4 protein-coding genes and 1 pseudogene are annotated in these 23,818 nt (G+C 62.5%); 1 reads left to right on the top strand and 4 read right to left on the bottom strand.

Features of this window, described 5'->3' with window-relative positions:
• Nucleotides 1-13: 13 nt before the first annotated feature.
• The 3 genes from asnB to CHB75_RS19115 are packed head-to-tail and all read right to left on the bottom strand — an operon-like array spanning nt 14 to nt 19,620.
• Complete coding sequence (asnB, locus tag CHB75_RS19125) at nt 14-1,870, bottom strand: asparagine synthase (glutamine-hydrolyzing) (protein ID WP_089273463.1); 1,857 nt, start codon at nt 1,868-1,870, stop codon at nt 14-16.
• A gap of 3 nt (nt 1,871-1,873) precedes the next feature.
• On the bottom strand, nt 1,874-15,757 hold the full coding sequence (locus CHB75_RS19120; RefSeq protein WP_089273461.1) for a hybrid non-ribosomal peptide synthetase/type I polyketide synthase: 13,884 nt from the start codon (nt 15,755-15,757) through the stop codon (nt 1,874-1,876).
• Complete coding sequence (locus CHB75_RS19115) at nt 15,754-19,620, bottom strand: AMP-binding protein (protein WP_089273459.1); 3,867 nt, start codon at nt 19,618-19,620, stop codon at nt 15,754-15,756. The genes CHB75_RS19120 and CHB75_RS19115 overlap by 4 nt, the downstream gene beginning before the upstream one ends.
• Nucleotides 19,621-19,879: 259 nt before the next feature.
• Between CHB75_RS19115 and CHB75_RS19110 the strand changes: the two genes are divergently transcribed.
• Nucleotides 19,880-22,864 (top strand): serine hydrolase, encoded by a 2,985-nt coding sequence (locus CHB75_RS19110; protein WP_176439211.1) that lies wholly within the window; start codon nt 19,880-19,882, stop codon nt 22,862-22,864.
• 299 nt (nt 22,865-23,163) lie between these two features.
• On the opposite strand, the pseudogene CHB75_RS19105 reads toward CHB75_RS19110, so the two are convergent.
• Nucleotides 23,164-23,472 (bottom strand): annotated as a pseudogene (locus CHB75_RS19105) (integrase core domain-containing protein); the annotation flags it as partial.
• Nucleotides 23,473-23,818 lie beyond the last annotated feature (346 nt).

The following is a 23,818-nucleotide window of genomic DNA, read 5'->3' as shown; positions in this document are numbered from 1 at the left end:
AAATACTGCGATTTTAGGCAACGGTCAGGTCGAACGCATCCATCAAAATCTCGGTGGTGAGGACAATCATCAGGTAATCGTCTTCGAACGTCTGGCTCAGATCAAAGCCGGGGCTTTCATATTGCGCCCGCAGCCGCGCCACGGTTTCAGGGTTGAAAACGCCGCGCCGCCGCACCGTTTCCGGAGCCAGCAGATCCATCACCCAGTCCTGCCCGCAGCGCAGTAGGTGCGGGCTACCTTGGGCGACAAAACTGAACTTGCGCCGTTGCCACAGCTCGGGTGGCAAATAGCGCGCGCCCAGTGCCTTGAGCATATATTTCTCTTCCCCGCCGCGCAGCATAAGCGCGGGTGGAATCCGGCGAGCCACGTCGATCACATGGGGGTCCAGAAACGGATAGCGGGCCTCGACACTGGCGCAATAGGCGACGCGGTCGGAATGATCCGCCAGCAAGTGATCCGGCAACCGCAGTTTGAGATCGAGGTAGGACCGTTTGTGAAAGGCGCTGCGCCCTGCCAGTTGGGCATGATCCACAGGCGACGCGGACAGCGTCGAAAATTCCGCCCGCCGCGCTAGCAGGCCATCACACAGAAGCGCGCCAGTCAGATCGGCATTGGCCGCATAGTCGCGCTCATAAAAGAACCCGCCGTCCCCCCAAAGCCGTGCGCGGGTCTCTTCTTCGATCATCTCTTCGATATCCCCGCAGAACTCGGTTTCGCGAGTCAAGTCCAGCCGGTAGCCGACGTAACCGCCGAACAGCTCGTCCGCGCCTTCCCCGGTCAGGACCACCCGCATCCCCTGGGCCGCGACAAGACGAGCGAGTACGAGGGTGCAAGCGTTATAGCTTTCCTTCAGCGCGGTTTCGCCAGACACGACGATCTGGCGCAGGTTTTGCAGGATATCATCCTCGCTGAAAGTAACCTGATGGTGCACCGATCCGATCTGGTCACGCACAATCGCCTGCCACCGCGCTTCGTCGATGGCGCAATCTGGAAAGGTGATGGAGAAGGAATGCCGCGCCGTGTCAGGCGCAATCTGATGTGCCATCGCCGCGATCAGCGCAGAATCCAGCCCGCCACTGATATAGACGCCAACCGGCACATCCGCCACCAACCGCCGCGCCACTGCACCTCGCAGGGCGGCGTCCAGCTCATCCAGCAAGGCGGCTTCATCTCCGTCAGCCATGGGCGCGGCCGGGAAATCGTAATCCCAGTATTTTTCCTCGCGCACCGCGCCGCGCTCAACCACCAGAAGATGCCCGGGACGCAGGGCATGAACGCCATGAAACATCGTGCGCGGGCTGACAAGGCCGGGGTAAGTCAGGATCTGATCCAGCCCCGCCGGGTCCAGTTTCCGCGCGATTTCCGGATGTGCCAGCAGCGCCTTAATTTCTGACCCGAACAGGATGCCGTCCCGGACCCGCGCCCAGAACATCGGCGCGATACCGGTCTGGTCGCGCCCCAGAACCAGCCGGTCGCGGGCCGTGTCATAGACCGCAAAGGCGAACTGACCGTTCAGCCCGCGTGCCAGATCAAGCCCGTCACGCGCATAAAGATGCGGTATCACCTCGACATCGCAACGGCTGCCAAAACGCGCGCCCTGGGCAGTCAGATCGGCGCGCAGCGCGTCGTGATTGTAGATCTCGGCATTGGCCACGGCTGCGATCTGGCGCTCTGCCGCAAACATTGGCTGCTGCCCGTCGGCAAGGTCGATGATCGACAGGCGACGGCACCCCATCGCGACCCGATCCGCGATGAACTGCCCCTCTTCATCCGGACCACGATGGCGGATGGCGTTCAACATCGCGGGCAGAACACCTCTGTCAACGTCGCTCAGCCCCGAAGAACGGTAGATCCCGGTAATTCCGCACATCGATCAGAGCGCCCCCAACAGCGGGTCGTCAGCATCAAGCAGTCCCTGCGCCGTATCCGCCTGCGCGGCATCCGTCACGCCCAGAATATCAAGCGGGCTGCTCTCTGGCGTCTTGACGAAGCCATCAAGCAACCGGGCAAAATCCGCCAGAAACCAGGTCATTGTGTCAGTGTTGAACAGCGCTGTATCATACTCCAGCACCAGCTCGATCTCGGTCCGATCCTCGACCATGAGGTTCAGATCATAGCGCGCAGTGCGGGTCTGATCCGGCACCTCCCGCAGGCCAAGCCGCCCAAGGTTCTTACGTGTCGCTTCATTGTTCTGCACCAGCAACAGGATGTCAAACACCGGATTGTGCCCCGGTTCCGCCCGCAGACCCAAGGCATCCAGCATCCGCTCGAACGGGACGGTCTTGTGCGTCAGCATGGCGCCGGTTTCGCGGGCAGCACCCTCCAGCCAATCCACAACAGGCACGTTCGCGCCAAGGTCCAGAACATGCGGTAATAAGTTGAGATAGAAACCAAGCTGATCCTCGGTTTCTATCACGTCGCGCCCGGCGTCTGCCGTACCGATCACCGTCGCACCTTCGCAAGCGCCACGCAGCCGCAGTAGAATATGCAGCGCCGCAGCACAGACGGAAAACAATGTACTGCCCGCCTGCGAAAGCTGCGAACGCAGCGCCGCGCTGGTCGAGGCGTCCAGCCGGTGGCGCGCCATCTGCCCGCGACCCGACCGTAACGCCAGTCGTGGAGCATCCGTTGGCAGGCTTGCCACGGTAGCCCCTGCGCCCAGACGCTGCAGCCAGTGATCCCGCGCCGCATCCACCACATGCCCTTCGGGCTGATCCATCTGCCAGCAGGCAAAATCGCGGTATTGGATCGCCAACGGTTCAGGCAGCCGCGCGTCACCCGCACCGCTGCGGGCAGCGTAAAACGCTGAAAGGTCCGCCAGCATGATAGGCACAGACCAGCCATCGGAAATGATGTGGTGGAGGTTTAGCACCAGCAGCCATTGATCCGCACCCAGCGCACCCAGTCCCGCACGCAAAAGCGGCCCGCGCGCCAGATCAAAGACATGCGCAAACTCATGATCCAGAGCGCGGGAAATTCGGGCATCTGTTGTACCTCCGCCCGGCTCCGCTTCGAACAGGTCAAACGCTGCGCCCGGCGCGTCGATGACCTGCATCGGTCGGCCCGCTCGGGTGACGAACCGCGTGCGCAGAATTTCGTGGCGGTCGATAAGATCGCCAAAGGCCAGCGCCAGCGCCGCGTGGTCCAGCGCCCCGTCGATGATGAACCCCCCCACCATGTTATAGGATGCCGATTCCGGCTGCGCCGTCTGCATCGCAAAAAGGCGGGTCTGAGCTGAGGAAAGCGGATAGCTTTCTGCATCGGGCACCGGCAGGATCGTCGGCTCTGATACAACGTGTTCCATCGCGCCAAGGGCCGCCAGCGCCGCCACAGTCTGCGCCGCAAAGAAATCCCGCAGGCTAAGAGTCATTCCCAATTGCGCACGCAGCCGCAGCACCGCCTTGTTCGCCATCAGGCTGTGCCCGCCAAGGGCAAAAAAGCTCTCGGTACGCCCGATCGCGGGCCGGTCCAGCAGCGCAGATAGGATTTCGGCAATCCGACTCTCAGGCCCCGGACGCGGCGCGGCGGCATCGCCATCGGCCCCAATCGGGTGGTCGGTCATCTGGCGCAGCGCCTTGCGGTCAATCTTGCCATTCAGGGTCAGGGGCAGCGTGTCCACCACAAATATTCGCCGCGGGATCATATAGGCCGGCAGGGCCGCCGCCAGATGCGCGCTCAGGGCATCCGGATCCACCGGCCCCTCAAGCGTTATCCAGACGGCAAGGATTGCGTCGCTGCCGGTGTCGCCCAGCAGCCCGGCCGCAGCTCCCCGAACGCCCACAAAGCTGCAAAGCCCGCTTTCCACTTCGCCCAGCTCGATCCGGTAGCCGCGCAGTTTGACCTGATCGTCAGCACGCCCCAGATAGGTGACCTCGCCACTCAAACTCATCCGCCCGAGGTCGCCCGATAAGTAAAGCCGCCGACCGGGATCATGTGGATCGTCGACAAAGCGCGCCGCCGTCTGTTCTGGCTGTCCCAGATAACCACGCGCGACGCCAGACCCGCTGACCACGATTTCACCCTGAACCCCTGCGGGAACGGGGCGCAGGGCACGGTCGCGGATGGTCAGCCCATAGCTTGGCAATGGCGCGCCGATGGGGCTGTCGCTGCGATTCAGATCCGCCGGGGTGAGCGGTCGGAACGTTGTGTGCACAGTCGTTTCAGTGATGCCGAACAGATTGATCAATTGGCAATCCGGGTAGCGCTGTGACCATGGTTGCACAACCGCAGGCGTTAAAGCCTCTCCTCCGAACCACACTGCCTTTATCGCGAGCGCGTCGGCACCTTCGGTCATCTCCAGATCCGAAAGCGCGCGAAAGGCCGATGGCGTCAGGCTAAGCTGCGTCACCCCACTCTGTGCCAAAATCGACCTGAAGGCGGCCAAATCGGTGCGCGCCGCGTCGGGAATAACCACAACTTCACCGCCCGTCAGCAATGCACCCCAGACCTCCCACACGGAAAAGTCGAAGGCGGGCGAATGGAACCAGCTCCAGCGATCACCGGCCGCGATGGGATAGACCCCACCTTGCCCCAGCACCAGCGCCAGAAGATTGCGATGTTCGACAACCACTCCTTTGGGGCGCCCGGTCGATCCAGAGGTAAAGATAACATAAGCCGCGTCCTGCGCCCTCACCTTGGGGAGTGTGGGCTGCGGCCCTTCGTCTAGGGGTGCCGAGGCCACGTCCACGACCGCAATGCCCGTCGGCAGAAGATCAGCCCCCGCATCGCCGCTAACAAGAATACAGCGCACCCCGGCATCTTCCAAAATGCGCGCGGTACGGTCCCGCGCGGCCTGCATATCCAGCGGCACAAAGGCTGCCCCCGCCTGCATCACGGCCAGCATGGCACGCACATAGGTGGGTCCGCGCGCCAGCAGCACCGCAACCCGGTCGCCCTGCTGCACGCCCCCGGCGACCAGCCTGTAGGCCAGATCACGTGCGTCAGCATCCAGCGTACTGTAGGTCGTGCACCCCGCATCGTCCCACAGCGCAACCGCATCGGGATGGGCGACGGCAGCAGCCCGCAGTGCCGCAGGCACCGAGGCAAAGGCGATGTCCACGGTACTGCGACGCGGCGCGCCCGCAGCAATCAGCGGCGCGACCGCGGCCTCAGGCATGAGTGGCAGCAGGTCAAAGGGCTGATCCCCGCTGTGCGGCAGTACCCCGAGCAGGTGGGCCAACATCTCACCCCAATGGCGGATCGTTGCGGTATCGAACATGTAGCTGTTGAACGTCAGGCCCAAATCCAGCCCGCCGTCAGCTCGCCGTAACGGGGCCAGCACCAGATCGTACTTGCCCCAACCAACCGCACCGGGCGTGCAGCGCGTCGTCGCGGGATCGCTTTCGCGCACCATCAGAATGTCGAACAACGCGGTGCGGCTCATGTCGTTTTCAGGCCGCAGGTCCAGAACAACCACATCAAAATCCGTCTGTCCGTGCAGTTCCGCCTGCCGCGCCTGACGTGCTATTTCCGCAATCATGTCTCCTGTGCTCAGCTGCGCATGCAGCGCGATGTTCAGCGTCACCAGATTGTCATGCGCTCCAAGGCCACTACCCTGTCGCGCGCAGGTCTGACCCAGTACGATGCTGTCCTGCCCGCTGAGGCGGTGCAGCAGCGCAACAAAACCCGCAAGTATCAGATCATCCAAAGCTATTTTTTGCTGCACGGCACTGGCGTCAAGCGCCGCACATTCTGCCGCGCCCAGCGACATCGTGACGGTCCCGCGTTGGAACACGTGCACCGCAGCTCGGGGATGATCCACCGGCAGCAAAAGCCGCGGCGGATTGGCACCCAGCATCTCGCGCCAGAATGCCAGATCCGTTTCGACACCTGCCTGCGCAGGCGCGAGGCTTCCCTGCATCAGATCGGGCGCGATTTCATCCTGCAACAGCGCCTCGGCCAGCCGGTCAAGCCCACGCAGATCGGTCAAGATGTGATGCGCCACCAAAAGCAGCCTATGCGTGCCGTCAGCACCGGCCACGCGCGCCGCCCGCAACAAGCCGCCCGCTGAAAGATCAAATGGCGCATCTATGAATGCGTCGATCGCATCCGGCTCCAGATCAACACAGCTCCAAACCGGTGCGGTCGCCACCGTGAAGCGCGGCTGATCCGAACGCATGTCAAAGGCCACCGATAAGGCCGGTATCTTCTGATACAACCTGCCCAGACGGTCACCAAGACAGATGGCGCTCACCTCAGCGTCCAGAACGTATTGCGCCGCCATGTTGTAGTAGGTCGGCGCTGCCTCATAGAGTTCGCCGTTCTCGAAGCTGTCCACAAACCACAGCCGCTTTTGCAGCGCCGTCGGTTCAGGTACGCGGCCTTGGGGTGCCATAACGCCCGGCATAGCGGAGGTCGGCCTAGCGGTTGTGTCACGCAGAGGTGCCAGAGTGAATTGTCGATCCGCTGGTCCGCTCGGATCGCTGCACATCCGCGCCAGCGCTGCAAAAACGGCGTCCAGCACCTCCTCGGCCCTTGCCGGGGAATGGATCGCCGTCGCATAGGTCACATCCAGCGTCGCATCTCGCCCCGTTTCGATCAGATAGAACGACAGGTCGAACTGCGTCGTTGGCAGAACCATTTCAGCAAAATCAAAGCCCAGCTCCGCACCCAACTGTGCCAGCCCGCGCCGGTCATCATGGGTTACGCAGATCTCGAACAGCGGGTTGGACGATGGGTCGGGTCGCTGGCCAAGGGTCGCCACGATCTCTTGTAGGCTGACCAGATCATGCGCTGAAGCCCCCAGCAGGGCAGCACGGACAAGCGCGATCCGATCAGCCCAGCTCTGCCCCTCGGGCAGATCGAGGCAGAGGGGCAAGGTATTGGCAAACAGGCCGATCACCTTGTCCATGCCCGGTCGGTTACGTCCTGCACTGACCGTTCCGATCACCAGATTACGCCGCTCCAAAACATCCGCCGCATAAGTGGCGATGGCCGTCAGTACCATCTGGAACGGGGTCGTGCGAAGCACCCGCGCACGCCGCTGCACCTGCCGCAACAGATCCGCGGGCAGCTTGCGTGATGACCTTGCACCGGCAAAGGATTTTTCGGTTGGACGCGGAGACTCCCCCGGCAGCGCCGTAAGCGCAGGCATCTGCGCCGCAGCTTCGCGCCAGAAATCCAGAGCGGCGGCGCGCCCCTCATCTGCGGTCACGACCCATAGCGCATGATCGGCAAAGTCCCGTTCCAGCATCGGCAATGGATCAACCGCCAGCGCAACCCGCTGATAGGCGTCCAGCAGATCACGCACCATGATTTCCGCAGACCAGGCATCGCTGATGATATGATGCAGGACCAGAATCACCGTGCTGCCCGCATCGCCACGATCCATCAGGCCAACCCGCCAAAGCGGCCCACCCTCCTGGGCAAAGGGCCGTTGGGCAAAACCATCCAGCACCGCCAAACCGCCCTCTGCGCTTAGCAGTTCTGCTGCCAGATCCGCAGCCACATCCGGCGCGATCACCTGATCCAGCTGATCTTGGCCCCAGTCAAATGTTGTGCGCAAAGAGGCATGACGCCGAGCCAGTTGTCTCATGGCAAGCGCCAGCGTTTCACCCGCAAGCCGCTGGCCAAAATCCAGCCGCAGGCAGATGTTATAGGCCGGACCCGGATCACTGACCGCCTCCAGCAGATGCAGCTGCTGCTGTTGTGGCAGCGCTGGCACCCGATCCGACAAGGAGCGTGCAGGCAATGCCTCGTGGCGCTCACCGGCGCGGGCGTCCAGCGCTGCCGCCATCTCACTCAGACGCGGGTAGGCAAAGATCCACTCAAGGCTCGGCTCGGTCCCGAACTCTGCGGTTATCCGGCCCAGCAACCGCACCGCCTGCAAACTACCCCCCCCTAGGTCAAAGAAATCTGCATCAGGCGTCGTGACAGAGGTGCCAAGAAGGTCTTCCCAGATACGCGCCAAGACGGCTTCGCTCGCGGTAAACGCTCTCGCCGGGATCGTGTCATCCGCAGACTGAGACCGTCCAGGTTCCTGACGCGCCACGCGTGTCGCGGGCCGGGCTTCTGGAAACTCTGCCTGCAAGAGATCGAACGCCTTGGCCAATGTCAGATCACCGCGTGCGGCCTGCCCAACAAGTGCGAGGTAAGCGTCAAGCCAGGCCTGCACGGATCGCCCGGAAAAGCGGTCGCTGTTCCAATCGAGATCCAGCACAACTCTGTCCCCGATCCGCAGCAGATTGAGGAACAGATCCGCCCGCGCACCGGCAATCGGCACTGGATGTATTTCGGCGCAGGCAAGGCCAGCGCCGAGGTCAATCGGCCCGTCCAGATTGAACAGCACATGTCGTTCTGGCAACCCATCCAACGGTGGACGCGACCCGGGTTTCAGGATTTCGGAATGCAGCAGTCGGCCCACCTCGGTCAGGGTCATCCCCGCCGTCAGATCAACCGTGACTGGCCGCACAAAGCTGAGGTTCCCGACAAGGTTCAGACAGCCCGACAGCGCCTGACCCGCCACCGGCACACCGACAGTGATCCGGCTCTGACCGCTTAACCAAGCCAAAAGCACCACATAAGGTGCCATAAAGCCGACGAAAGGCGTGGTTCCAACAACGCGCATCCTCTGCGCCATTTCGGCATAAAGCGGCGCAATATCCATCCGCGTCACCCGCTGACCACGCGGCGTTACCGTCTCCGGATCAGGCCCGTCCACCGGCAAGACCATCCTTTCGGATGGCGTGTCGAGCCGAAAGAAATCGGCGTTCTCTTCCCACAGACGATAGGTGTCTGGCGCGTCCACCGGATCCGGCATGTCCCCGTCGAGGGTCTGCCCCAGCTCGCCCAGGATCAGGGCAAGCGACCAGCCGTCAAAGCCCAGATGGCTGCTGGTCAGGGCCAACGCCTGTTCCCCGACCTCAAGCAGGCTCAGCCGCAAAGGCGCACGGTCAAAGGCGAAAACACGGCTCAGCGCCTGTTTGCTCCAGTCGTCCAGCACAGTGTCCAATCCACCCGAGTCCGGGGCAAACTGGTGATGTTCGAACGCAGCGGCTGCGGCATCACCTACCCGTCGCGTCCCATCAGGCGCAAGGCAGGCGCGCAGAGCCGGGTGTCGCTGACAGACCTGTGCCCAGGCAATCGCGACAACTTCGGGCGCATAACGCGTCGCCCCCAGACGCAGCACGATAAGATCGGTCCAAGTGCCCGGATGCGCCAGCGCTGCCTGACGCCGCAACGCCAACTCCCCCGCTCCGCTTGCCATATGCGCCACGACTCTCGGCTGCGAGCAGGCCCCGAACCAGCCCGCCGCCTTCAGCGCAGCAACGCCCTGCCGCGCCGCATCGACAATCAGATCCACTTCGGCGTCGCCGTGCGCGGTCGACAGGAAACAGTTGCGCTGTTCCCACACAAACACCCCATTGTTCAGCAGATGGGTGTTCAGGATCTCGGCCCCCGGGCCATAGCTGAACCGGAACAGCGAACCGAACCGTTCCATCCGAACCGGCACATCCGCAGCCTCAAACAGCATATCGAGCCGCTGGCACATGACCTCGGTCCGTTCGGCCAGTTGCGCAAAGAAGTCACTGCCCGCATCGCGGATATGATCCAGCACCGCACGAGCCGCAGCCAGTGCCATGGGGTGGCCGTTGAAAGTCCCCGCGACAAAGGCCGTCCGCGTGCCCGGTCCGCTGTCATCGCCATAGCGCCATGCGCCGCCATCGACCGCATCCATATAGCGCGCTGACCCAGACAGCACACCGATCGGCTGACCATGCCCCAGCACCTTGCCGTAGGTGACCAGATCGGCCTCGATTCCGTAAATCTCCTGCATACCGCCAGGGGCGAAGCGAAAGCCGGAAATCACTTCGTCGAACAACAGCGGCACATCGCGGGCACGCGTCAGTTCACGCAAGGCGCGCAGGTATTCGAGCGGTCGGTTTTCCGGATTGCGGCTTTGCACCGGTTCGACCAGCACCAGCGCGATGTCATCGGCGTAGCGTTCGATCACCTCAAGCCCGGCCATGTCGCCATAATCCAGCGTGATCACCGAATCGACCATGCCCTGTAACGTGCCATCGGTCATCGGCGCGGTCTGCGGCGTGCCATCGTCGTCGATCCAGCCGGTGGCAAGAATGCCGTCAAAGCTGCCATGATAGGCGCCTTTGAAAATCACGATGCGCTGGCGGCCAGTCACGGCGCGGGCGATGCGCACAGCGCACATGATCGCCTCGGTCCCGGTCGAGAAAAAGGCGCTCCGCTCGGCGCCGGTCATCGCGTAAATCCGCTCGGCGACCTGTTCGGCCAGCGGCGTGGCGGGGCCGATGGCCGCGCCGCGGTCCAACTCTTCGTGCAGCGCCTTGGTGACAAAATCCGGCTTGTGACCACACAGATAGACACCAAAGCCCATGGTCACATCGACATAGCGGTTGCCGTCAACATCCCAGACATGCGCGCCCTCTGCGCGGTCAGACATCAGCGGATAAGTTAGTTCCTTAAGGTCCGGCGCAAAGCCAAAGACGGCCCGGCTGTTGGCCACATGGGTCCTCGCGCTCTGCGCACCGGCCTTTGACCCTGCACTGCGCGCATTCCACCGGCGGCTCAGATCCATCACATGGTCCTGTTGGGCGGCGCTCAGATCAGAACCATCCTTTTTCGGCTGCCGAAACAACCCTTTGATCTCGGCCTGGGCAGGTCGGGCCAAAACCACAGGCCTTGCGGGCGCTGCTGCAGACACCGGCACCGTGCCGCCGCCAGACATCACTTGCAACTGCCGCGCAATGATATCCTCGACCATCTGCAACTGCGCCCGCATCACCTCGGCCATGCCTCCAGAGCGTCCTTCTGCCCCCTGTGGCAACGCTGGACTGTCAGGCACCGGGATGGGGGCCGGGCGTGTGCTGGCCAAAAGATCGGCCAGTTTCCGAGGCGTTTCATAGGTTTCGAACAGGGCACGCAAATCCACCTCAAGCCCCAATCGCGACGACAAGGCACGCTGAAGCTGCAACATGCCCAGCGAATCCATACCTAGCGCGGTCATCGGTGCATCCTGCGCAATGCGTTCCACCGTGAGACCGGAAATACGCGCGACAATCGGCAGGATTTCGGTTTGCAGAAGATCGGGCATAAGGTCCGACTGCTGCACCCCATCCTGTGCGGCCACTGACGAAGACACAGGCGAGGCCAACGGAACTGATACACCCAAGGCCGCCGCCCCGACGGGACGTCGCGGCATCGGTTGATCGGCCATCGGGTGCCGTGGCAGCCGGTCGCCAGAGGCACCTCGCGTGCCAAAATACCGCGCCCAGTCCAGCGCCGCACCGTGGCTCCAGGCCGCGCCCGCCGCCTCGGCAAGCGTCTCTTGCCCCCCGGCGCCACCGATCCAGACCGCATCGGGCGTCGCAGCCGCGCCCAGCCGCGACAGAACCGCGCCCGGCCCGATTTCCATAAACAGCGTCTCGCCAGAGTTGGCCGCCGCCTGCGCCGCCTGCAAAAACCGGACAGGTTGTAACATCTGATCGCGCCAGTACTGCGGCGCGCCAAACCCTCCCGGCGCAGCCAGTGTCCCCGACAGGGTCGAATAGACCGGCAAAACCCCGGGTCCTGCGTTCAGGGCACGCCCGTCGATCAATTCGTCAGCCGCCTGCGCCATCGCCGGGCTGTGAAACGCCCGCGCGACCCGTATCAGTGCCGTTGCACAACCCGCTGCCTCGGCCCGCGCCTGCAATTGATCTATCTGTTCGACTGGTCCCGAAATGCTTAGCGCCGCGGGTCCGTTATATCCTGCGATGACAGTATCCGGCAGCCCGTCCAGCAGACCAAGCGCCGTTTTCTCATCCGCCCGCAGCGCCAGCATCGCGCCCGCGCCCGCGCGGTCCTGCATCAACTGCCCACGTCGCACCGCGAGCCGCATCGCAGTCTCGATCCCGAACTGCCCCGATGCCAGCGCCGCCCCGATTTCCCCGACGCTATGGCCCAACACCGCGTCAGGGCGCAGTCCCAGCTCGGCCCAAAGCTCTGTCAGCGCATGGCCAAAGGCCACCAGCGCAGGTTGTGACAGATCAGTCTGTGTGATCCGCGCCTCATCCGCCGCCGTCGCACCGTAGAGCCATTCGCTCAGGCGTCGGCCCTCCACGGGACCTGCAGCCTCGGACGCCAGATCAAAGGCTGCGCGAAACGCAGGCTCATTCCGGTATAGGCCCGCACCCATCGCCACCGCTTGGGCACCCTGCCCGGGATAGGCAAAAACCACGCGCGGCGCCTTCATCGCCTTGACGAACGGCGCCTCCACCACGTCAGACAACGGGCCCACCCGTGGCACCAGACACGCCCGGCGCCAGGGTCCGCCGCTGCGCCGACAGGCCTGCCCGGCGGTCAGTTCTGCACGCGCCTCGGGTGGCGCTTTCTCAAGAACGGCGCTTAGCGCCTGATGCAGCGGCGCGCCCGCTGCCGCGCTCTGCACCGAAATTGGAACGACCAGCGGCCGGTCCGACACGCCGACCACTGCGGCCGCAGGAGGGCTGGACAAGATCGCATAGGCATTGGTGCCGCTCATCCCAAAGGACGCGATACCAGCGATGCGGCGCCCGCCGCCCGACCAGTCAAGCGTCGCTGCTATCGGCTGCAGCTCACCAGCACTCCAGTCAAACCGGTCGTTCAACTGCGCGCAGGCACGGTCAGGCGGCACTGCGCCATGTTCCAAGGCCAGCAACACCTTGATCACCCCGGCAATCCCCGCCGCCGCCTCAAGATGCCCGATCCGGCTCTTGACAGCGCCGATGGGCAGCACCCGCCCCGGCGTGCCACGCAACACAGCCCGCAGCGCCTCCAACTCGATCGGATCCCCCAGGGGCGTCCCGGTGCCATGGGTTTCCACCCAGTCCAGATCGCCACCGGCCAAATCCGCCTCTTGCAATGCGCGGCGCAGCAGATCTCGCTGCGCGCGTCCATTCGGGGCGGTAACGCTGGCGCTTTGCCCATCGTGGTTCAGGGTGGTTGCCAGCAGTTCGGCGCGCAGATTATCCTGATCACGCAGAGCCTCGTCCAGTCGTTTCAGCACGACCAGCCCGGCCCCCTCGCCCCGGCCATAGCCATTGGCGCTGGCATCAAAGGTCTTGCACAGCCCATCCGAAGACAGCGCGCCCATACGATGCAGCCCGGCATGCAGATCAGGTGACAGGATCAGGTTCGCGCCCCCGGCGATGGCCAGATCGCAGCGCCCCTGTCGCAACGCCTGCGCCGCCAGATCCAGCGCCACGATCGACGATGAACAGGCCGTATCCACCGCCAGCGCCGCGCCACGGAAATCGAACAGATGCGCCATACGCCCCACGGCAATACTGCCCGCACTGCCGGAAACCGCATAAGCGGCCAGTGCATCACCATCGGCGATGATCTCGCCCCGCCCAGTGGCAAGGCCGGAATCGCTGAGGCCGACAAACAGCCCAACCCGCTGCCCGCGCAGCTGCGTTGCATCCAGACCCGCGTGTTCCAGCGCCTGCCAGAGCACCTGCAAAAGCAGGCGTTGCACGGGGTTCATCGCTTCTGCTTCGCCCCGCGCGAGGCCAAAGAGACCCGCATCGAATTCGTCGATCTGCGACAGTAATGCGGCGGGCGGCAGCATCGAATCGCCGGCTGCTTTGCCCCAGCGGTCTTCCGGAATCGGCCTGACGACCGGGCGCGGCGTGGTCAGAAGATCCCAGAATTCCGCGGGCGAGTCACCGCCCGGGAACCGACAACCGTAGCCGATGACGGCAATCCGCGCGTCTTCGCTGGATTGCGGCGTCGACATCACGGCATCCGCATCCAGCGATGCCGTGTCTCGGATCAGTGCCTGCGCCAAGGCGCGCGGGCTGGGGTGATCAAAGAGTTGGGCAATTGAAAGTTCCAACCCCAGCCACGCGCCCAGCCGCGCGCAAAGCGCCACCGCCTGCCGCGACGACAACCCCTGATCCATCAACCCCGTCGTAGCATCAACCAGCGTGCCGGACAGAAGAGCGGCCTCTTCACAGATCCGGGCCGTCACAGCCGCGACATTGCCGTCGGAAATCGCGCGACGCAGCGGCGCACCCCGCAGGGCTACCGCATCGGACTCCCCGCTCAACTGATCCGCATAGGCACCCTGTTCAAATGCTCGGGCCAGCGCGTGACGCTGCAATTTGCCGCTTGTGGTGCGCGGCAGGTCCCGCACCACAAACACATGATCCAGAACCACGCCCGTCTGGGCAACCACGTGGTCCGCAATGACCTCTTGCAGCGACTCCGCACTATCTGGGTGCCAGCGACCCCGCAGGAAGGCGAGTGTTCTGATCCCACCGCCCGCCGGGTCGCGGCCCTGTGCGATGGCCACCTGATGCATAGGCGACAGCCCCGGAGCCCCCAGCGCAATGCGTTCCAGATCCGCAGGATGATAGTTCCGACCGCCAGAGATGATGACATCCTTGGCACGCCCGACCATGACGAACTGCCCCTTTTGCAAGAACCCGATGTCGCCGGTCGCCAGCCAGCCCCCGGCGCGTAACGCCTGCTTGCTGTGGTCAGGGCGATTGCGATAGCCGCGCATCAGTGAATCGCAACGGACCTGAAGATGCCCGACTGTGCCTTCTGCCAGAGGCGTCTCGGCTTCATCGACAATGCGCAGCTTAGCCCCGAGCACAGGCTTACCCAGGAGTGGGAGTTCGACCGCCTCTGGGTCATCATGCGTCAGTGGCTCAATCCGCTGCCCCGGCTCCAGCGCACGGCGCGCCACATGCACGGTTTCCAGCCCGGAGCGCATCGAAATAACCAGCGTCGCCTCGGCCAGACCATAGGCGGGCCATAGGGCCGTCGGCTCCAATCCGGCCGGCTGCAGACATCGCGCAAATGCGCGCAGCACCGCCGGGTCCAGCGGTTCGGCACCAAGGGTGATGCAACGCAGGCGGCGCAGATCAAGCTGGGCTGCGCGCTGCGGCTTGAGCAGGTTGGTCACCATTTGCAGCGCCAGATTCGGCCCCCCGGTGACTGTCCCGCCGTGATCGTGCAGCGCCCGCAGCCACGACACCGGACGGCGCGCAAAATCCTCGGTCGCCATGAGAACCTGTGGCAGCCCGCTGAGCAGCGGCAGGATGTGAAAGTGGAACAAACCGAAATCATGGGACATCGGCATCCAGTTGACAAAACAGTCCCGCGCCGAAAGTCCCAGCGCGTCGCGCAGCATAACCGTCTGGGCCAGAATGGCGCGATGGCTAAGCTCGACTCCCTTAGGGTCGCCGGTCGAGCCTGAGGAAAACATGATGACCGCAATCGCTTCGGGATCCGTCGTACAGACCTTCTCGGCACGAGTCAGATAGGCGTTAACTGTGCCCTCAAGATGGTCAAATCTGTCGCCGGTCATGACAAATGCGCCAATAACCTCGTCGGCGTCCTCCAGGGCCTCGCGCGCGGCAGGGTCTTCGGTCAGAACCCAGGCCCGCCCAAGCACGCCAAGCGCTGCGCGGGTGCGTTCAACTTGCACCTTCGTCCCCATGGGCGGCATCGACACCGCCGTGAGCCCTGCCGCCTGACAGGCCCAGAAGCCGCACACAAAGGCCATCGGGTCCGAATTCACAAGCAGCACGCAATCACCGGCTTTTGCACCCGCGGCAGTGAGCTGCAGGGCGAGTGTTCTTGCGCTGTCTTCCAGTTCGGCGGCGTTCAGGGTCATGTCTTCGCCCGCGCGGTTGCGGCGGGTAACAGTGGCCACACCCGCGCGGGCTATCATCAGAAAGGCCCTCCACAGATCCGGGGCAGAGACAGGGTCGGGCAGACCCGGATGATCGAAGGCGCCACTGCTATTCAAACCTCTACCTCTTTATTCAAAAGCGTTTTCGGACCTGAAATGCGCCGACCAGATAGGGGCAATCCCGCGGGTTGGCACGTCTCTGGCAATTTGTTGCCCGCCAGATGGGCGGCAATCAGCGATCGCAGCGCTTCGGTCCACTGTGTCACGTGTGGTGGGTGAAACAGGCTGAAATGATCGGCCCCGCAGGTCAGAACACTGATCGTTCCACGGGATAGCGCCGATAACCGGTCCAGCCGCGCCTGCGGGACTGGTCCTTCCGGCGCTGCCAGAACGCCCACAATCGGATTTGCGAGCGGTGCGGCGGGCACGTAGGCGCGCTGTTTAGCGATACGCTGTGCGAACTGAGCCTCGTACTCGGCGACACGGGTCTCTGGCAAGGCACCGCGCAGGACGCGCATCACCTGCGACCAATAGCGGCGCGACTCTAATGGGCTCTGGCTAACGTCTTGCACCAACGGCTGCTCCCCCGGCAGCCGGTCCAGTAGGATCACCAATGGTGACACACCCAGCAACCCAAGCTGAGCCGCAGCCTCAATTGCCAGATCGGCCCCAAAGGACCAGCCCAGCAGAACCTGATAGCCGCGACCAACGTCGGGGGCCTGCTCAAGTATCCATCGAACGGTAGATGGCACATCAGGGGCCGCATCCAGTTCGGGCAGATCGTCAATCCCGGCAACGGAATACTCCGGCGCCAGTTTGGTAAGCCATTCCCGGTAGATCCCGGAACTGCCCATCAGTCCAGGAAAACAGAGCACCCGCGGCGTATCACCCCGATCCCATAGCCGCATGATCGCGGCCACCGGCTCTGCCACACCATTGCCCTCAACCGCGTCTATCCGCGCGCACATATCCCTTAGCATCGGCCTGTCGGTAAACCAGCGCAGCGGAAGGCGCTGTCCAGTCTCGCGCTCCATCACTGCGGACACTTCGATGGCGCGCAGCGAATGCCCGCCCAGCAGAAAGAAATCGTCGTTCGCCGCCACCGTCTCAAGCCCCAGCACCTCGGCCCAGATCCGGGCAAGACGCTTTTCCGTCGCGGTCTCGGGCGGCATTCCTTTGGGTGCGCCATCAGGCAATTCCCCCAGCGCGGCCAGCATGGCTGCGGTGTCGGTCTTGCCATTTTCCGTCATCAGAAGCCGCGACAGAAAGAAAAAGCGCTGCGGGATCTGAACGCTGGGTAGATGCTGCGCCAGCGCATCGCGCAGCCGGGCCGGGTCGCGCAACCCGTCGCGCATCTTGACAAAGGCGACCAGTTGCGCCGCCACCCCCTCTCCACGTATGGCAACCGCTGCCGCCTCGATTGAAGTATCGCGCAACAGCGCCAAACGGGTTTCCTCGGGATCGACACGATGCCCGCGGATCTTGGAAATCCCGTCGCGGCGTCCACTAAACCGCAGGCTGCCGTCTGCTGTGACAACGCCCAGATCTCCCGTCAGGTAAAAGCGTTCACCGTCAATCCGGGAAAATCCGCCCTGCGGTGCAGGATCAAGATAACCGCGTGACAGTGCACCGCCACCAACCGCGATTTCACCACGGATGCCGCGCGGCAGAGTATCGCCCTTGCGATCAACGATGCGTATTTCCGCCCCCGCGACGGGCGTTCCCAGATCATGTGCGTCCCGCTCCGCCCACTGCGCTATCGGGCGCGGCTCGGTCATGGCGCAGCCAATCGTCGCCTCGGTCGGGCCATAATGGCAGGCCAGTCGCAGCCAGGGACACAGTGCGGCCAGCCGGGCGATCTGTTCCGGGACCGGGCTCTCGCCACCCAGGATCAGCAGACGCCATTGCGTTAGCGCGGCAAAGCGTCCCGGATCCGGCGCGCTCAGCAGCAGATGCAGAAAGGCGGGCGTGGCCTTCATCACTGTGATCTGGTGGACGGCCATGGCGCGCAACACGAGATCTGGGTCAACTGCTGCCTCTGCCCCCAGCCAGAACACCGCGCCGCCGGACGCAAGGAGTCCGAAGGCAGTCGTGTAGCCCAGGTCAAACGCCGGGGATGTCACCTGCAAGGCCCGGTCCTGCGCCGTGAACCCAAATGAATCACCGACGGCCTGACAATAGTTGGCCAGTGCATCGTGGGGCACCGCAACACCCTTGGGCGCGCCAGTCGAACCCGAGGTGAAGATACAATAGGCCAGCCCGGTGTCCGGTGTGTCAATTGCTGGCTCGTGCGGCGAACGCCGAGCAGGCAGACCCAGCGCCAGCCTTGGCCGCGCTGCGTCAAGAATTTGCTGCTGACGCAACGCAGGCCAGGCCGGATTGATCGGTACAAAAGCCGCCCCCAACCGCCAGCAAGCCAGCACCTGCACCAAAAAGGTATTGCTTTGAACTGCGGCAATCGCAACTCGGTCGCCTGCCTTGACGCCCTGTTCCGCAAGCGCCGCCGCCGTTTGTGCAGCCCGGCCCATCAGCGCGGCACGATCCAACGTTTCGCTTGTATCACCAACGGCTTGCGAAGTCGGATCTCCCAGTGCGATCGCATCTGTCACAGACGGAACCGGCGCCGCGACCACTTTGCCGAAGATCCGGCTGGCCTCAACGTCCGTGGCGCAGATCGGGACAGACAAAATCGGAACGGATGGCCTCGCCAGAAGACGGCCCAACAAATCGAGCGCGAGTGACAACAACATTTCGACCCTGTCGACCGGCACACGGTTCACATCATGGCGTACCTCAAGATACGGGCCTTCTCCCAGTGAAAATCCGATCTGGAAATCGTAGTGATCTGCGCTTTCTGCGCTGTAGTCGCAAACGGTCAGCCCAGCCTCCGGAAAATCGAGGCTATCCGCCTGCCCCCATGCCAGCGCGGCCGGTCGACCAATCATCGTGTGATCCAAAAGATCGGCCCGCAGCCCACCCGCCGCCAGAATGTCCGCCAGCGGCATCGCCGACCACAGCGGCGCATCCCGCAGCTGGACCTGCATCTCTCGACAGAGATCGGCAAACCCCTTCCCGTGCGACAGATCAACCGTCACCGGCAGCGTCGCGGCAAAAAGCCCGACGGCGCGGTCAATGTCCGGCAGATCATGACTGCGGTTGGCCATGACCGATGCAAAGACAGCATCGTCCCGGTCCGTCAGCCGAGCGAGAACGCACCCCCAAAGCGCATGCAGAACAGCGCTGGGGGTAATGCTAAGGCTGCTGGAAAAGCTTTGCATTTCAGCGCCTAGAAGATCCGGCAGTGGCCTGATAACCGTGGATTTCGGCCCGGGCGGCTGGGTAACATCCAGTACTGGCAAAGCGGCAGACCCCGCCCCCTTGAGAGCCGATGCCCAGAATGCCTTGCCTGCCGCACCGCGCCGGGACTTCTGGCTGTCGGCAAATGCGCCAACCGTCGCGCGCGCAGGCGCAGTGGGTTCCGCACCGCGCCCCAGACGATGCGCATAAAGCGCCATGAGATCCCCGATCAGAGTCGGCGCGGACCAGGCATCCAGAATGATATGGTGAAAGGTGACGATCATCGCGCAGGACCCGTCCGGCTTGGGGATCAAGACCACACGCAACAACGGGTCGCGCGCAAGATCGAAACGCCTGCCACGTTCGGCTCGCGCCATTGCCGAAAAAGATGCCCCTGCATCAACATCCAAGCAGCGAACATCCGGTGCCCGGTGCGTCAAAACTGCCTGCACCGCCTTGCCCTCGCGAGTGCGGACAAAGGCTGTCCGCAACGATGTGTGCCGATCAGTCAGATCCTGCCAGGCCTGGGCCAAGGTGGCCACGTCGGCTTCACCATTCAACTTGCAGCTGAACTGCTCGATGTAAGCGGAATAACTTTCATCAGGCCCGGACTCCGCCTCAAACGCAAAGAGAGATTCCTGCAAACCTGTCATCAGATGCAGCGATTGCAGCTTGGTCGACACGTTGCCCTCCCGTAATTTTTGGACCGAAAAAATGTCCGGTCGATTCCCAGATCTCGCGAAACGACGCTAAGCCAAATCCAAAAAGGGGTAAACGCTCAACTTGGTCCAGAACGAAATATATGTTAGAAAACAATAATCTCTTTTGGAGGACCCAAGCCTGATGTACGAATTTAGCAAAAATCAAACTGCGTTAATTATTTGTTTACTTTTACCGTCTTACCCTGCGTCAGCTCAGAACGTTCTATCCCTGACGGACCTGTTGGATACCACGCATGAATCGACCGTGGGCGAGTTTGGATTTTTCGGATCAACAGCAGCTATCCAATTCGGCGACGCCACTCGCTGGACCAACGCCACAGGGGTGACCGGGCCCGCCTCCGCATCTGAGGGTGGTCGCGCCTTGGTTGTGGAAGACCGCTTTCACATCGGCAGCCAGACCAAGACCTATACCGGAACTGTGGTCCTGCAATTTGTCGATGATGGCGTTGTCAGCCTCGATGACACGCTGCAGGATTGGTACACCTTGCAGCCCACCGCAACCGCCGCCCTGTCGGTTATGCCGCAATCCCTGCGCGAAACGCTGACGGTCCACGATCTGCTATCGATGCGCACCGGCGTTGCAGAATACCTTGGCGGCCCCGATCCGAACAACCCGGGCCGGACGGTGCTGGATGTCTGGAATGCAAATGCGGGTAACTACGATCTGACGCGGCAACAGTTGCTGACAGCAAGCCTTGCACTGGCCCCCACCATGACACCGGGCGATCAAAGCACGTTTGAATATTCAAATGCCAACTTCATGATGGCCGGGATCATCGCAGAGGCAGCCAGTTGTCAGGCCGGAAACTGTCGCGACATTGGCCAGTTGATCACGGACGAGGTGATCACCCCACTGAACCTTACCGACACGCTCTATCCCATCGGCACGGAATGGGGCACCACCCAGCACACCAACGGGACTTGGGACTATTACGGCACCCTCACCGATTTTTCCGAAACTACGCCCTCTGTGCCCAATTCTGCCGGTGCCATGATCTCGAACATCGAGGATCAGCTCACCTGGCTGGTTGAATTGACAACAAATGCCCAAGGCATCCTGGACGCCGCAACCTTTGCAGAGCGACTACAGAACACCACCGACATGAACGGCATGGTCGGCACAGTCGCGGGTGGTTACGGGCTTGGAATCTATGGGCAGCACAGTCTTGAAACCGGCGCCTTCATGCTGGGCCACGGAGGCGAGATCAGCGGCTACCAGACGCTGATGTTCCACTTTCCCGGCGATCTCAATACATCGCTGGATGATCTCTTCATCGTCGGTAACATCAACACCTTTCTGAACATTCCTTCCGACCGGGCGTTTCTGCCCTCTGACATTAACAGCATCTACTACGACCTGCAAAAGACCGTCCTCCTGTACAATGCCTATCAGGCCAATCCGAACGGTTGTACTTCGAACGCAGGCGGCACCACCTGCACTGCCACCACTGTTGCGGACACCACAATTGTGGTCGGTAATACCTTCACCATCCAGCCCTCTGGCCAGCGATGGGTGTCCCCGGCGGTCGATTTCGATGCCGCTGTGCCGACCTATGTGTTTTACGGCGACAATGCGACGGGCGTCACGGCAACGGATACCGCCGTCACGGTAGAGGCCGACGGCATACTCGAAGGCTATGGCAATTCCCTCACACTGCTGCAACTGGGCGGCACCGCCAACACCGTCGATATCTCAGGTGAGATCGAAGCCACCGGTTCCGACGCCGTGGCCATCGACGCCAGCGCCGGCTCCAACGACACGATCACCGTGACATCCGCGGGTAACGTCACGGGCGACATACTCGCCACAGGCGGCAGCGATGTGCTGCGCGTAGACGGTGCCGTGCTGGGGGATATCACGCTGGGAAGCGCGGCGCGGCTGGAAGGCTCTGGCATGGTCATGGGGATGGTCGCGGGCCCAGGCACTGTGATTCCCGGCACGCCCAATAGCACCGCGGCATCCTCGATGACCGTCGCACGGTTTGAACCCACCGGCGGAGCGCTTGAGATCACTGTATTTGGATCTGCGGGTACAGCAAACATCCTTTTAGTGGACGAACAGAAGTCCGAAGGTTTTGCCGTTTCCGACACAGGTATCGCGGTTCTCAACGGCAGCACGCTCCGCCTCAGCGGTACCCCGCTTAGCGGCGATTTCCAGGCACCAATCCTGACCGCCACCAACGGCGTGACCGGCACCTTTTCTCAGATCGAGGACACAGCAGATCTCCTTGATCCAGCGCCCGGCCGATTACAGTACGATCTGATTTACACCGCCGACAGCGTTCTGCTGACCAGCACAAGCCCGGCCGCCTTTGATGCCGTAGCCGCTGGTAGCTACAACGACAGCCTGATTGTTCTGGACCAGGCGCAAGAGCAGGTCAGCTCCAGCAACCGCCCGATCCGCCCCTTCGGATTTGCCCGAGCGCTGGGGTCATTTGCGTCCTACGCCAGCCAGGATAGCGTGGCCGGTTTCGATATCGGCACCGGCGGTTTGGCTGCCGGGGTCGGTGGCCCGCTTGGAGCGCTCGGCTATTTCGCGCTGACCGTGGCGCAAACCGAGACCAGCGCCAACGTCGAAAATGGCGGCGGGGATCAAGATATCAACAACCTGTCCACCGGCTTCAGCTTTGGCTTTGGGGTTGGCGCGCTGGATATCGCCGCATCCGTGTTTTATGGTCAAGCCGATGTCGATTACCGCCGCAAGACCGGTTCCGGCACGGCCCACGGCAGCACGGAACAACAGCGCTGGAGCGCGATCATCGGCATGGGGCAGACGGTCGCGCGCGGCAACTGGAGTCCTGGCTGGCACTCAAGTCTGGCCTATTTCAAGGTGACCGAAGACGCCTTTACCGAAACCGCACGGACCGGTGTTGCCATGAGCTTTGAAGACCGCAGTTATGAACGCGTGCGTCTTGGTCTTGGCGTCAAGTCAGAAAGCAAGCCGCGTGACCTGGCCCTTTCGCCCTGGGTCAGCGCTGACCTGTTCTATCACGCCGATATCGATAGTTCTGACATCCGGTACAGCGCATCGGGCAGCAGCGGCACACTGAAAGCTCGCTCGGCCGACGGTCTTGAGGTCCGCGTTGGCGCAGGCGCATCCTACACCGCAGGCTCCGGTCCGATCTGGAGCGCGGGGATCACAGCAAGCGGTGGAGACCTGGCAACGACTGTCCGGCTCGACGCCAGTTTGGGCTTCAACTTCTAAGCCTTCGCAAAGTAGCTTTGTTGGAGTGGTCACAGTAAGCGCGTCGCAATTGTTGATGCACGGATTTCGGCATGGCTCAGGCCGTCAACGCGCTAAGTGATACAATCGGAAAGTCGGTCCGCAGCTCGCAGCGTCGGCCGCATAACCCAGCTAAGACAATGATTTCCTTCGGCCGAGACCCCATTTTGCGGAAAACACCTCTGCGCCATGGCCAACTGTCTCCCGTTACGGGAGGCAGAGACACAGTCAAAGACTGCATTGCCCTAAAACCAAGTGAAGTTTGGCGTACCCCGCAGCCCCTAGTTGTTCAGTCCCGGCATCTGGTGGCTCGGATTTAGGGTGAAACGATGTGGCCCTGAAGTCCGGACTTTGCAGATGTATTCATAAGGCGTGAGACCGCTGAGTGTCTTGAGTCTGCGTGCGAAGTTGTTGGCCCCCATGAAGTCGGTGAGATGCGTGCGCAGCTGATCATGGCTGTCGTAATGGTATCGCTTCACCGTCGCCTCCTTGATCGTTCGGTTCATCTCTTCGACCTGGCCGTTGGTGCACGGATGGTTTGGCTTTGTCAGGCGGCGCTCGATCCCATTTGCCTCGCAGATCATGTCGAAGCGCATCTGCCGCGAGTGTGCTGTGTTGCGGTTGCGGGCTGCTCCGCCAATTGAATACCGTAACACCTTCGGAATGACATTGATTTAAAGGCTATAATTGCCTGCGCAGCCCCCAAGTAGCGCAGCAGGTGATCATAGCCGGGTCTCAGGTCCCTACAGTGGTTTTGCACAAACCACACCGCAAGGGAGACTGACTATGACCAAGACCAGTATTGCACAGACCGAGCCTGTTTTGGTGGCCGTTGATATTGCTAGGCTCAGGACCCATTGATTTTCGCTTCGCTGCGTGATTCACGGCTCAAAAAATGAGCGGTGAACATGTCTGATCTAATCTGGTTATCCGACG

Origin of the sequence: Puniceibacterium sediminis, from assembly GCF_900188035.1 — a bacterium.
Classification (GTDB): Bacteria; Pseudomonadota; Alphaproteobacteria; order Rhodobacterales; family Rhodobacteraceae; genus Puniceibacterium; species Puniceibacterium sediminis.
Note: the sequence above shows the minus strand (reverse complement) of the source record. Positions and strands in the feature narration are given on the sequence as shown.

What these genes read in the sequence shown, in the direction of transcription:
- asnB (WP_089273463.1), bottom strand. Translation starts at nt 1,870, where the DNA reads ATGTGCGGAATTACCGGGATCTACCGTTCTTCGGGGCTGAGCGACGTT.